The sequence below is a fragment of the Raoultella sp. T31 genome (assembly GCF_002806725.1).
GTDB lineage: Bacteria > Pseudomonadota > Gammaproteobacteria > Enterobacterales > Enterobacteriaceae > Klebsiella > Klebsiella electrica.
In genome coordinates, this window is record NZ_PIBO01000035.1 from 25,993 (window position 1) to 38,719 (window position 12,727).

The window sequence follows — 12,727 nt, forward strand, 5'->3', positions numbered from 1 at the left end:
TTTTTTTCTCTCATCAGGCCGGGTTAGGAATATCAATAAAGGTCACATCCAGATCGGTATTTTCCGTCAGCCATTCGCTCAACGCGCGAATACCGCCGCGTTCAGTGGCATGGTGCCCGGCGGCATAAAAATGCAGGGACTGCTCGCGCGCGGAGTGGATGGTTTGCTCCGAGACCTCGCCGGTAATAAACGCATCGACGCCGAAGCGAGCGGCGCTGTCAATAAAGCTCTGACCACCGCCGGTACACCAGGCGACACGGGCCACTTTTTCTGGCCCGGTATCCCCGCACCATAGCGGTTTGCGTCCCAGGCGCGCCTCAATCCACGAGGCCAGCTCGAGCCCGGAAACCGGCATCGACAGCTCTCCCCACGGGAGCAGCGGCTCAATTTCGCCCTTGATAGTCATTCCGAGCAGTTGCGCCAGCTGGGCGTTATTCCCCAGCTCCGGGTGGGCATCCAGCGGCAGATGCCAGCCATAGAGATTGATATCATTCGCCAGCAGCGTCTTCAGACGCTGGCGCTTAATGCCGCGAATCACCGGCGATTCGCCTTTCCAGAAATAACCATGATGAACAATCACCGCATCTGCCTGCAGGCGCACGGCTTCATCCAACAGCGCCTGACTGGCGGTGACGCCGGTGATAATTTTTTGCACCGTTTCACGCCCTTCCACCTGTAGGCCATTTGGCGCGTAGTCGCTGAATGTCGCGCTATTGAGCTTTTCGTTAATCAGTTGTTCCAGTTCACTATTTTTCATTGCCGCTCCATCAGGTCATCATTTTGTGCACAGGCATAACATAGCGGTATCCGCGTAGATCGTCGATAGCCTCTCGGCGAGAGCCTATCATTTGACTTTTAGCTTAATCCCGCAATTTGTCTACCCACCCCATAATGCATTCGTGTATATTTATGCACTATTAAAGCATATTAAATAACCAGAAAGCCTTTAAGACCATGAATATCACTACCAAACCGCTATTCATGCAGAAAGATCGACTTTCGTATTACGGCAGGAACCAGGCGTTACATGAACAGACAATCCTCGCAGCCGCGCGCAATCTATTACGTCGTGGCGCTGCAAATTTGGGAATACTTTAGTTTTTACGGGATGCGGGCGCTGCTGATTTTGTATCTCACCAATCAGCTTAAGTATGACGATAGCCACGCCTACGCCCTCTTCAGCGCCTACTGCTCTCTGGTGTACGTCACGCCGATTCTCGGCGGTTTCCTGGCCGATAAACTCCTCGGCAACCGAATGGCGGTGATGCTCGGCGCGTTGTTGATGGCCATTGGCCACCTGGTGTTGGGCGCCAGCGAAATTGCGCCGACCTTCCTCTATCTGTCGCTCGCAATCATCGTCTGCGGCTACGGATTGTTTAAATCCAACGTTAGCTGCCTGTTGGGAGAGCTGTACGAGCCCACCGATCCACGTCGCGACGGCGGCTTCTCGCTGATGTATGCGGCGGGAAATATCGGTTCGATCGTCGCCCCCATCGCCTGCGGATATGTGCAGGAAGAGTACAGCTGGGCCATGGGCTTCGCCCTCGCCGCCGTCGGGATGATTGCCGGGCTGGTGATTTTCCTCTGCGGCAGTCGCCATTTCCGCCACACCTCGGGCGTCAACCGCGAAGCGCTCTGCGCGCGCCGCTTTATGCTGCCCACCTGGGGCTGGCTGCTGGTTCTGCTGATCGCGGCCCCGCTGCTGATCGGCGTACTGTTCTGGCAAGAGTGGTCGGTCTATGCGCTGATCGTGGCAACGATTGTCGGCCTGGTGGTACTGGCCAGAATTTATCGGCGGGCAGAGACGGCCAGACAACGTCGAGACCTGCGGCTCATTATCGTCCTGACCGGGTTCAGCCTGCTGTTCTGGGCTTTCGCGCAACAGGGCGGCAGCTCCATCAGCCTGTATATCGACCGCTTCGTGAACCGGCATATCCTGCGTTATGAGGTCCCGACCGCGATGTTCCAGTCGGTGAACGCCTTTGCGGTCATGTTCTGCGGAATGGTGCTGGCCTGGCTGGTGAAAGAGAATATCAACGGCAACCGTACCGTGCGGATCTGGGGGAAATTTGCGCTGGGTCTGGGGCTGATGAGCGCCGGCTTCTGCATTCTGACCCTGAGCGCGCGCTGGTCAGCCGCTTACGGACAATCGTCGATGCCGCTGATGGTGCTGGGCCTCGCGGTGATGGGCTTTGCCGAGCTGTTTATCGATCCGGTGGCGATGGCGCAAATCACCCGCATCGCAATCCCCGGCGTGACCGGCGTGCTGACCGGCATCTATATGCTGCTCTCCGGCGCCATCGCCAACTATCTGGCCGGCGTGATTGCCGACCAGACGGCGCAGGGCGCGTTCGATGAAGCCGGTGCGACCAACTACGCCATTGATGCCTATATTAACGTGTTCAGCCAAATCACCTGGGGGTCTTTAGCCTGCGTCGGCCTGGTGCTGATCATCTGGCTGTATCACGCCCTGCGGGTCAGGAGCCGCGCCCTGGCCGTGGAGTAAGGCTTTTACTGGCAGCCTCCCAGGCCGCCAGCGTCTCCAGCCGCGCCTGCTTATGATCGACCAGCGGGCGCGGATAGTTCAGGGTCACCCCCTGCTTATCGGCCCACCGCCACGGCTGATGCAGCGCGTTATCAGGAACGTCCGCCAGCTCAGGCAGCCATTGCCGAATAAACGCCCCCGCTTTATCAAACTTCTCGCCCTGGGTGGTTGGATTAAATATACGAAAATAAGGGGCGGCGTCGGTGCCTGTCGAGGCGGCCCACTGCCACCCGCCGTTATTGGCCGCCAGGTCGCCATCAATCAGCTGGTTGATAAAATAGCGTTCGCCCGCGCGCCAGTCGATGCGCAGATCCTTGACCAGAAAACTGGCGGCAATCATCCGCAGCCGGTTATGCATCCAGCCCGTGGCATTGAGCTGGCGCATCGCGGCATCGACAATCGGAAAACCCGTCTTCCCGGCTTGCCACGCCTCTAATCCTTGCTCATCGTCCCGCCATGCCACGTTATCGGTCCAGGCAATAAACGGACGCCCCTTGCATAACTGCGGGTAGAACACCATCAAATGCCGGTAAAATTCCCGCCAGATAAGTTCGTTCAGCCAGACGGAACCTGCTTCGCCGTCGAGCGCTGCGGGCTGCTCAGCCAGCAGTCGATGCAGGCACTGACGTGGGGAAAGTACGCCCACGGCCAGACATGGCGACAGTCGGCTGGTGCCTTCCGTGGCGGGAAAATCACGCTGCAGATCATAACCGGCGGCTTTTTGCTGGCAGAAATGACGCAGCCTGGCGATAGCCGTTTTCTCATCGTCGGCAAAAAGGTGTGGGTCGAAAGCCTCCTGCGGATAGCGAATCTCCGGCAGCGGCGCTGGCGCCAGGGGGCCGTGGCTGCGTACCGTCGGCGCGGCGACGCACTCCGGCAGCGCCTCGCGCAATCGACGGAGAAAAGCGTTTTTAAAGGGCGTAAACACTTTATACATTTCGTGATTACCGGTCAGCACGCTGCCGGGAGACAGTAACAGCGCATCGTCAAACCCGTGACACACCACGCCGCTCAGCCGTTTTTCCACCGCCGCATCGCGCTGACGCTCGTTAATTTCGTACTGGTAGTTATAAAACAGGTGGCTGACCTGCTGCTGCGCGCAATAGTCCGTCAGTAGCTGGACGCTGGCCGAAAAATCCTCCGCCTCCGCCACCAGCAGCGCTATCCCCCGCTCGGCAAGAGCTGACTGCAGGCTACGCAGATGGCGGACGATAAAAGCCGCCTGCCGCGGCGCCATACCGTGCTGACGCCACTGGCCCGGCGTGGCGATAAACAGCGCCAGCACGCGGGCATGCGGATCGCGACAGGCGGCGGCAAGCGCCAGGTTGTCATGGATACGTAGGTCAGCGCGAAACCAAACCAGATGAGTGGCCATAAAACTCCTGCAATCAGTCACATTCATGGATTCGATATCTCCCGTCCGGGTACGTAGCCCGCGAGGGAAGCATCAGGAAATTCAGATATAGAGTGTTGCAGGAGGCGCGCAGGCGCAAGCAGAGCTCGTCTGAGCGGGCAAAAAAAAACCGCCGGAGAACCGGCGGTTATGCAGTCGGGCGATGGCTGTCAGTAAAAATCGGCGGCGGCTTTTTCAGCCTGCGCCATCCACACCGGCTGTTCGCTGGTTTTTGCCCATACCCGGTGCAGCCAGCTGTAATAGCGGGCCCGGTCTTTCCACAACAGCATCACCGGAAGTGCTGCCACGCCAGCCACGACGGCGAAAGCACGACGTAAAAAGATAACGTGAGTCGGATAAGTTTTATACAACGCCATAATTTCTCTCCCTTAGTCAGGCCGGCAAGCGACGCCGGTAAAGTGTCAATGTCTTTCTGGCTAAAATAATACCGCTTTGGCTGTAATTTTACTACTCATCCGACCACTAAAAGCGGCCCGTTTTGCCTTTATTTACATTCACCCGGTAATTTAGTTACAAAAAAGTTAAATTAATACTAACCATTGGTTAATTTGTGGTTTTAGTGATTTTTATACTTTTTTTACACCCCCCGTTCTGATTTTTGCAAAATCTTTGCACGCGAATTTCTATCCTCCAGGTAAATCGTAAAGACACCCGGAGGTGGATTGTGAGTGCAGGCGTAATTGCTGGCGTGGCGCTGGTATTCCTGTTGCTGGCCTATTTGGTCTATGCCCTGATAAACGCGGAGGCATTCTGATGGCCGCACAAGGATTCTTACTTATCGCCAGTTTTCTGCTGCTGCTGATGGTGCTGGCTCGCCTGACGGGGACGTTGCTGGCCAGAATGATCGCCGATACCCCGCTACCGGGGCTTGCCGGCATTGAACGCGGCATCTGGCGGATCTCGGGGATTCGTACCCAGGAGATGAACTGGCGCCAGTATCTGCTCGCCATTCTGCTGTTTAATGGCGTGGGACTGGTGGTGCTGTTCGCCCTGCTGATGTCTCAGGGCGCACTGCCGCTCAACCCTCAGCATCTTCCCGGCCTGTCATGGGATCTGGCGCTGAATACGGCGGTGAGTTTCGTCAGCAACACCAACTGGCAGGCCTATGCCGGAGAAAGTACCCTCAGCTACCTCAGCCAGATGGCCGGTCTGACGGTGCAAAACTTCCTCTCGGCGGCCACCGGTATCGCGGTGATTTTTGCCTTCACCCGCGCCTGGTCTCGCCAGCAGGTCAGCACTCTGGGTAACGCCTGGGTCGATCTCACCCGCATTACCCTATGGCTGCTGCTGCCGGTGTCACTGCTGATCGCGGTGTTCTTTATTCAGCAAGGCGTGCCGCAAAACTTTCTGCCGTATCAGGCCTTCACCTCGCTGGAAGGGGTGCATCAGTCGCTGCCAATGGGGCCGGTCGCCTCGCAGGAAGCCGTCAAAATGCTCGGTACCAACGGCGGTGGGTTCTTTAACGCCAACTCCGCGCACCCGTTTGAAAACCCGACGGCGCTGAGCAACATGGTGCAAATGCTGGCGATGTTTTTGATCCCGGCCGCACTGTGCTTTGCCTTTGGCGACGTCGTCGGTGACCGCCGCCAGGGACACGCCATCCTGTGGGCAATGACGCTGATCTTTATCGTCTGCGTGGCGGTGGTGATGTGGGCAGAAACCCACGGTAACCCGCACCTGTTGCAACTGGGGGCGGACAGCAGCCGGAATATGGAAGGCAAAGAGAGTCGCTTTGGCATTCTGACCAGCAGTCTGTTCGCGGTTATCACCACCGCCGCCTCCTGCGGCGCGGTCAATGCCATGCACGACTCCTTTACTGCGCTGGGCGGCATGGTTCCCATGTGGCTGATGCAAATAGGCGAAGTGGTCTTCGGCGGCGTGGGCTCGGGTCTGTACGGCATGCTGCTGTTTGTCATGCTGGCGGTCTTTATCGCCGGGCTGATGATTGGCCGGACGCCGGAATATCTCGGTAAGAAGATAGATGTACGCGAAATGAAAATGATCGCCCTCGCCATCCTCGTGACGCCCACTCTGGTGCTGCTGGGTACCGCGCTGGCGATGATGACCGAGGCCGGACGCGCGGGGATGTTTAATCCGGGAGCGCACGGCTTTAGCGAAGTGCTGTATGCCGTCACCTCCGCCGCCAATAACAACGGCAGCGCCTTCGCCGGCCTCAATGCGGCCACGCCATTCTGGAACCTGCTGCTGGCGTTTTGCATGCTGCTCGGCCGTTTTGCGGTCATCGTGCCGGTAATGGCTATCGCCGGTTCTCTGGTGAGTAAAAAGATCCAGCCGACCAGTTCCGGCACCCTTGCCACCCATGATGTGCTGTTTATCGGTCTGCTGATCGGTACCGTGCTGCTGGTTGGCGCCCTGACCTTTATTCCTGCCCTGGCGCTCGGCCCGTTGGCGGAACACTTCTCCTTACTTTAAGTGATGCGGAGCACCCTGTTATGAGTCGCAAACAATTAGCCCTGCTCGAACCGACGCTGGTGCGCCAGGCGCTGCTGGATGCCGTGAAAAAACTGAGCCCGACGGTGCAGTGGCGCAACCCGGTGATGTTCATCGTCTGGATCGGTAGCCTGATAACCACGCTGCTGGCCGTGGCGATGGCCAGCGGGCATCTCGCCGGCAGCGCCGCTTTTACCGCCGCCGTGAGTATCTGGTTGTGGTTTACCGTGCTGTTCGCCAACTTCGCCGAAGCCATGGCAGAAGGCCGCAGCAAAGCGCAGGCCAACAGTCTGAAAGGGGTGAAAAAAACCGCTTTTGCTCGCAAGCTGCGCGCGCCGCAGCATGATGCGCCTGTCGACCATATTCCGGCCGAGGATTTACGCAAAGGCGATGTGGTGCTGGTGGAAGCTGGCGATATCATTCCCTGCGACGGGGAAGTTATTGAAGGCGGTGCCTCGGTGGACGAAAGCGCCATCACCGGTGAATCGGCGCCGGTGATCCGCGAATCCGGCGGCGACTTTGCATCGGTGACCGGCGGGACGCGCATTCTTTCTGACTGGCTGGTGATCCGCTGTAGCGTCAACCCTGGGGAAACCTTCCTTGATCGGATGATCGCCATGGTCGAAGGCGCCCAGCGCCGCAAAACGCCAAATGAAATTGCGCTGACGATCCTGCTCATCGCCCTCACGCTGGTGTTCCTGCTGGCGACCGCCACCATCTGGCCATTCTCCGCCTGGAGCGGCAATGCGGTCAGCGTGACGGTACTGGTGGCGCTGCTGGTATGCCTGATTCCGACCACCATCGGCGGGCTGCTGTCGGCGATCGGCGTCGCCGGGATGAGCCGCATGCTGGGCGCCAACGTTATCGCCACCAGCGGACGCGCGGTAGAAGCCGCGGGCGACGTTGACGTCTTACTGCTGGATAAAACCGGTACGATTACCCTCGGTAACCGCCAGGCCTCGGCGTTTTTACCGGCGGAAGGCGTCGAAGAAAAAACCCTTGCCGATGCCGCCCAGCTCTCATCTCTGGCCGATGAAACGCCGGAAGGCCGCAGCATCGTGGTGCTGGCAAAACAGCGCTTCAACCTGCGCGAGCGGGATCTGCAGTCGCTGCATGCGACCTTCGTTCCCTTCACCGCCCAGACGCGCATGAGCGGGATTAATATCGATCGGCGAATGATCCGCAAAGGCTCCGTCGACGCGATTCGTCGCCATGTCGAGGCCAACGGCGGCCACTTCCCGGCGGACGTCGACAAACAGGTGGAAGATGTCGCCCGCCAGGGGGCGACGCCGCTGGTGGTCGCGGAAGGCAAACGCGTGCTGGGGATCATTTCGCTGAAAGATATTGTTAAAGGCGGAATTAAGGAGCGCTTCGCTCAGCTGCGTAAGATGGGCATTAAAACGGTCATGATTACCGGCGATAACCGCCTGACCGCGGCGGCGATTGCCGCCGAAGCGGGCGTCGATGATTTCCTTGCCGAAGCGACGCCGGAAGCCAAACTGGCGCTGATCCGTCAGTACCAGTCCGAAGGTCGTCTGGTGGCGATGACCGGCGACGGTACCAACGATGCCCCGGCGCTGGCTCAGGCCGATGTCGCGGTGGCGATGAACTCCGGTACCCAGGCGGCAAAAGAGGCGGGCAACATGGTGGACCTCGACTCCAACCCGACCAAACTGATCGAAGTGGTGCATATCGGTAAGCAGATGCTGATGACCCGTGGGTCGTTGACCACCTTCAGTATTGCCAACGATGTGGCGAAGTACTTTGCCATTATTCCGGCCGCCTTTGCCGCCGTTTACCCGCAGCTGGCGATGCTCAACGTCATGCACCTGCACTCGCCTGCCTCGGCGATTCTGAGCGCGGTTATCTTTAACGCGCTGATCATCATCTTCCTGATCCCGCTGGCGCTGAAGGGCGTGAGCTATCGCCCGCTGTCGGCTTCAGCCATGCTGCGCCGTAATCTGTGGGTTTATGGCCTGGGCGGGCTGCTGGTGCCGTTTATCGGCATTAAAGCTATCGATCTGTTACTGACCCTGACCGGGTTGCTGTGAGGAACATACCATGTCATTCATTCGACCGGCACTTGTGCTATTTATTCTGTTAACGCTCCTCACCGGCGGCGTCTATCCGCTGCTGACGACGGCGCTTGGGCAGTGGTGGTTCCCGCAGCAGGCAAACGGCTCACTGATCCGCATCGCCGGCGAAGTCCGCGGTTCCAGCCTGATTGGCCAGAATTTTACCGCGGCGGGCTATTTCCAGGGGCGCCCTTCGGCGACCGCTGACACGCCGTACAATCCGCTCGCCTCCGGCGGCAGTAATCTGGCCGTCAGCAACCCGGCGCTGGATAAGGCCGTCAGCGAACGCGTGCAGGCGCTACGTCTCGCCAACCCGGAAGCGAATCCGCGCGTTCCGGTTGAGCTGGTGACAACCTCGGCAAGCGGGCTGGATAATAACCTCACGCCGACGGCAGCGCTCTGGCAGGTGCCGCGCGTCGCGAAGGCCCGTAATCTGAGTATTGCGCAAGTCACCCGCCTGGTGAATGACGCGACGCAAACGCCGCTGGTCAGTTTTCTCGGCCAGCCTGTGGTAAATATAGTGCAACTGAATATGGCGCTGGATGCCCTGAAGGATAAGTAAAATGAGTGACGAGCCGCTGCGCCCGGACCCGGACCGCCTGTTGCAACATACCGGCGAGCCGCATCGCGGCAAGCTAAAAGTGTTCTTTGGCGCCTGCGCGGGCGTCGGTAAAACCTGGGCCATGTTGGCGGAAGCGCAGCGGCTGCGCGCCCAGGGGCTGGATATTCTGATTGGCGTGGCGGAAACCCACGGTCGCAAAGAGACCGCGGCGATGCTGGACGGGCTCAGCACCCTCCCCCAGCGCCGCTTCTCTCATCGCGGACGCTATGTCCATGAGTTCGATCTCGACGCCGCGCTGGCGCGCCGACCAGCGCTGATTCTGGTGGATGAGCTGGCGCACAGCAACGCGCCAGGCTCGCGCCACCCCAAACGCTGGCAGGATGTCGAAGAGCTTCTCGATGCCGGTATCGACGTGTTTACCACCGTGAACGTCCAGCACCTCGAAAGCCTGAACGATGTCGTCAGCGGGATTACCGGCGTGCAGGTGCGCGAAACCGTCCCCGATCCCTTTTTTGACGCCGCCGACGACGTGGTGCTGGTCGACCTGCCTCCTGACGATCTCCGTCAGCGCCTGAATGAGGGTAAGGTCTATATCGGCGGTCAGGCGGAGCGGGCCATCGAAAACTTTTTCCGCAAGGGAAACCTGATTGCTCTGCGTGAACTGGCTCTGCGTCGGACCGCCGATCGGGTCGATGAACAGATGCGCGCCTGGCGCGACCGTCAGGGGCAGGAGAAAGTCTGGCATACCCGCGACACCCTGCTGCTGTGCATCGGCCATAATACCGGCAGTGAAAAACTGGTGCGCGCCGCCGCGCGCCTGGCCGCGCGATTCGGCAGCATCTGGCATGCAGTTTACGTCGAAACCCCCTCCCTGCACCGCCTGCCGGAAGCCAAACGGCGCGCTATCCTGGCCGCCCTGCGGCTCGCTCAGGAGTTAGGGGCGGAAACGGCCACGCTCTCCGACCCGTCAGAAGAGAAAGCCGTACTGCACTACGCCCGCGAGCATAATCTGGGCAAAATCGTCATCGGCCGCCAGGGAAAACGCCGCTGGTGGAGCCGCAGCGGATTCGCCGATCGCCTGGCGCGCGACGCGCCCGACCTCGATCTGGTGGTTATCGCCCTTGATGAAAAAAGCGCACCGCTGCCCACGCGGGCCAGCGATAGCCGTACCGCCATCGAGAAGTGGCGCTTGCAAATCCAGGGCTGCTTCGTGGCGCTGGCGCTCTGCGCGGTCATTACGCTGGTGGCGATGCAGTGGCTGGTGGCCTTTGAAGCCGCCAACCTGGTGATGCTCTACCTGCTTGGCGTGGTGATTATCGCGCTGCTATACGGCCGCTGGCCGTCGGTGCTGGCGACGGTTATCAACGTGGTCAGCTTCGACCTGTTCTTTGTGTCACCGCGCGGTACGCTGGCGGTTTCCGACGTACAATACCTGCTGACCTTTGGCGTCATGCTGACCGTCGGTCTGCTGATCGGGAATCTCACCGCCGGCGTCCGCTATCAGGCCCGCGTGGCGCGCTATCGCGAGCAACGCACCCGCCATCTGTATGAGATGTCAAAAGCGCTGGCGGTCGGGCGCAGCGAGGATGACATTGCCGCGACCAGCGAGCGCTTTATCGCCTCCACATTCCAGGCCCGCGGGCAGCTGCTGCTCCCCGACAGTAGCGGTAAACTGCACCCGCTCACCCACCAGCCGGGACTGACCTCGTGGGACGATGCCATCGCCCGCTGGAGCTTCGATAAGGGCCAGCCCGCTGGCGCCGGTACCGATACGCTGCCGGGCGTCCCCTATCAAATCTTACCGCTGAAAAGCGCCGCCCGGACCTGGGGGCTGCTGATAGTGGAACCCGAAAACCTGCGTCAGCTGATGATTCCGGAACAGCAGCGCCTGCTGGAAACCTTTACGCTACTGGTCGCCAGCGCGCTGGAGCGGCTGACCCTCACCGCCAGCGAAGAGCAGGCCCGGCTCAACAGCGAGCGGGAAAGTCTGCGCAACTCGCTGCTGGCGGCGCTCTCCCATGATTTGCGCACGCCGTTGACCGTGCTCTTCGGGCAGGCGGAAATTCTGACGCTCGACCTGGCCAGCGAAGGCTCGAAGCATGCTCCGCAGGCCAATGAAATTCGCCAGCACGTGCTGAATACGACCCGGCTGGTTAATAATCTGCTGGATATGGCGCGTATTCAGTCCGGCGGATTTAACTTGCATAAAGAGTGGCTGACGCTCGAAGAGGTGATCGGCAGCGCCCTGCGGATGCTGGAACCGGGCCTCGGCGGGCAGCATATTCAGCTGACGCTGCCCGATCCGCTGCTGCTGGTTCACGTCGACGGCCCGCTGTTTGAGCGGGTGCTGATTAATCTGCTGGAGAATGCGCTGAAGTATGCCGGTTCGCAGGCGCAGATCGGTATTGCGGCGCAGGCAGATGAGCGGCAGCTGCGCTTAGAGGTGTGGGATAATGGCCCCGGGATCCCGGCAGGCCAGGAACAGGCTATCTTTGATAAATTCGCCCGCGGGCATAAAGAGTCGGCGATCCCTGGCGTCGGGCTGGGTCTGGCCATCTGTCGCGCGATCGTTGAAGTGCACGGCGGTACGATCGGCGCCCATACGCGACCGGAAGGCGGTGCCTGCTTCCGTGTTACACTCCCCAGGGAAACGGCCCCGGAACTGGATGAATGGAGCGGAGCGGCATAACGCCGCCCCGGCGAAATGCCCCGAGACGCGCAGCTACACGCCAGCCCAGGCTGGCGCCAGAGTCTGCGGTTGAGGCGTCAGCCGCGTTCCGGACGTTTGTGAAGGAGAGTGTCCTATCTGTCTGAACGGGAAGAACGGGTGATAAACGTACTGATTATTGAAGATGAACATGCTATCCGCCGCTTTCTGCGCACCGCGCTGGAAGCCGACGGCATGCGCGTATTTGAAGCCGATACCCTGCAGCGGGGTCTTATTGAAGCCGCAACCCGCAAACCTGATGTGGTCATCCTCGATCTCGGGCTACCCGATGGTGACGGCAATGAGTTTATTCGCGATGTGCGCCAGTGGAGTCAGATGCCGATTATCGTGCTGTCGGCCCGCACCGAGGAGCACGATAAAATTGCCGCGCTTGACGCCGGTGCCGATGACTATCTCAGTAAACCCTTTGGTATTGGCGAACTGCAGGCGCGATTGCGCGTCGCGATGCGCCGACATGCTGGCGCGCAGGCTGACGAACCGCTGGTGCGCTTCGCCGATATTGAAGTCGATATTCCCGCCCGCCGCATCGTACGCGGCGACGATGAGCTCCACCTGACGCCGATTGAATTTCGTCTGCTGGTGGTGCTGTTAAATAATCCCGGTAAGGTCCTCACCCAGCGCCAGTTGCTCAATCAGGTGTGGGGGCCCAATGCGGTGGAACACAGCCATTATTTACGCATTTATATGGGGCACCTGCGGCAAAAGCTGGAGGCCGATCCGGCGCGCCCGCAGCATTTACTGACCGAAACGGGGATCGGCTATCGGTTTATGCCGTAGCGCGACGCCTGTCGCCATCCTGCTGACTCTGCAGATATCAGAAGGAAGACAGCAGCGAATGGATGAATGCCGCAATAAAAAAGGGCTCCATGCTGGCATGGAGCCCTTTTCGCTACTCTACAGGCTCAACCGCGCCTGAAAGGGGCGATAATCACCTGAGAATGGCTGTCCGTTT

10 protein-coding genes are annotated in these 12,727 nt (G+C 59.7%); 7 read left to right on the top strand and 3 right to left on the bottom strand.

Translation table 11 applies throughout. The features are described from left to right. Positions 1-13 precede the first annotated feature (13 nt). Positions 14-757, bottom strand: coding sequence for a type 2 GTP cyclohydrolase I (locus CWM52_RS19875; protein WP_100685661.1), 744 nt, complete (start codon positions 755-757; stop codon positions 14-16). A 270-nt stretch (positions 758-1,027) separates the two neighbouring features. On the opposite strand from CWM52_RS19875, the gene dtpD reads away from it, so the two are divergent. After that, a complete protein-coding gene (dtpD, locus tag CWM52_RS19880) occupies positions 1,028-2,506 on the top strand; it encodes a dipeptide permease DtpD (RefSeq protein ID WP_100685662.1) in 1,479 nt (492 codons plus the stop codon). On the opposite strand, the gene phrB is transcribed toward dtpD, so the two are convergent. Both phrB and CWM52_RS19890 read right to left on the bottom strand, forming a co-directional pair. Next, positions 2,478-3,920: a deoxyribodipyrimidine photo-lyase gene (gene phrB, locus CWM52_RS19885; RefSeq protein WP_100685663.1), complete on the bottom strand. Its 1,443-nt coding sequence runs from the start codon at positions 3,918-3,920 to the stop codon at positions 2,478-2,480. The two genes, dtpD and phrB, sit on opposite strands and share 29 nt — an antisense overlap. Positions 3,921-4,108: 188 nt before the next feature. Next, positions 4,109-4,315, bottom strand: coding sequence for a DUF2517 family protein (locus tag CWM52_RS19890; RefSeq protein WP_100685664.1), 207 nt, complete (start codon positions 4,313-4,315; stop codon positions 4,109-4,111). A 308-nt stretch (positions 4,316-4,623) separates the two neighbouring features. On the opposite strand from CWM52_RS19890, the gene kdpF reads away from it, so the two are divergent. The 6 genes from kdpF (at position 4,624) to kdpE (ending at position 12,552) form a co-directional block, all read left to right on the top strand. Further along, positions 4,624-4,713: a K(+)-transporting ATPase subunit F gene (gene kdpF, locus CWM52_RS19895; protein WP_015584874.1), complete on the top strand. Its 90-nt coding sequence runs from the start codon at positions 4,624-4,626 to the stop codon at positions 4,711-4,713. Beyond that, positions 4,713-6,392, top strand: coding sequence for a potassium-transporting ATPase subunit KdpA (gene kdpA / locus CWM52_RS19900; RefSeq protein ID WP_100685665.1), 1,680 nt, complete (start codon positions 4,713-4,715; stop codon positions 6,390-6,392). Before kdpF ends, kdpA begins: the two co-directional genes overlap by 1 nt. A 20-nt stretch (positions 6,393-6,412) precedes the next feature. Next, positions 6,413-8,461, top strand: a complete 2,049-nt coding sequence (gene kdpB / locus CWM52_RS19905) for a potassium-transporting ATPase subunit KdpB (RefSeq protein WP_100685666.1) — start codon at positions 6,413-6,415, stop codon at positions 8,459-8,461. A gap of 10 nt (positions 8,462-8,471) precedes the next feature. Continuing rightward, positions 8,472-9,047 carry a potassium-transporting ATPase subunit KdpC gene (gene kdpC / locus CWM52_RS19910; protein ID WP_100685667.1) on the top strand — a complete coding sequence of 192 codons (576 nt, stop codon included), beginning with the start codon at positions 8,472-8,474 and terminating at the stop codon, positions 9,045-9,047. A 1-nt stretch (position 9,048) separates the two neighbouring features. Then, the gene (gene kdpD, locus CWM52_RS19915; protein WP_100685668.1) at positions 9,049-11,736 is read left to right on the top strand and encodes a two-component system sensor histidine kinase KdpD; all 2,688 of its coding nucleotides are present in this window, start codon (positions 9,049-9,051) and stop codon (positions 11,734-11,736) included. A 138-nt stretch (positions 11,737-11,874) separates the two neighbouring features. After that, positions 11,875-12,552, top strand: coding sequence for a two-component system response regulator KdpE (kdpE, locus tag CWM52_RS19920; protein WP_100685686.1), 678 nt, complete (start codon positions 11,875-11,877; stop codon positions 12,550-12,552). Positions 12,553-12,727 lie beyond the last annotated feature (175 nt).

Coding starts and splice junctions, on each gene's coding strand:
- CWM52_RS19875 (WP_100685661.1), bottom strand. CDS start 757: ATGAAAAATAGTGAACTGGAACAACTGATTAACGAAAAGCTCAATAGC.
- dtpD (WP_100685662.1), top strand. CDS start 1,028: ATGAACAGACAATCCTCGCAGCCGCGCGCAATCTATTACGTCGTGGCG.
- phrB (WP_100685663.1), bottom strand. CDS start 3,920: ATGGCCACTCATCTGGTTTGGTTTCGCGCTGACCTACGTATCCATGAC.
- CWM52_RS19890 (WP_100685664.1), bottom strand. CDS start 4,315: ATGGCGTTGTATAAAACTTATCCGACTCACGTTATCTTTTTACGTCGT.
- kdpA (WP_100685665.1), top strand. CDS start 4,713: ATGGCCGCACAAGGATTCTTACTTATCGCCAGTTTTCTGCTGCTGCTG.
- kdpB (WP_100685666.1), top strand. CDS start 6,413: ATGAGTCGCAAACAATTAGCCCTGCTCGAACCGACGCTGGTGCGCCAG.
- kdpC (WP_100685667.1), top strand. CDS start 8,472: ATGTCATTCATTCGACCGGCACTTGTGCTATTTATTCTGTTAACGCTC.
- kdpD (WP_100685668.1), top strand. CDS start 9,049: ATGAGTGACGAGCCGCTGCGCCCGGACCCGGACCGCCTGTTGCAACAT.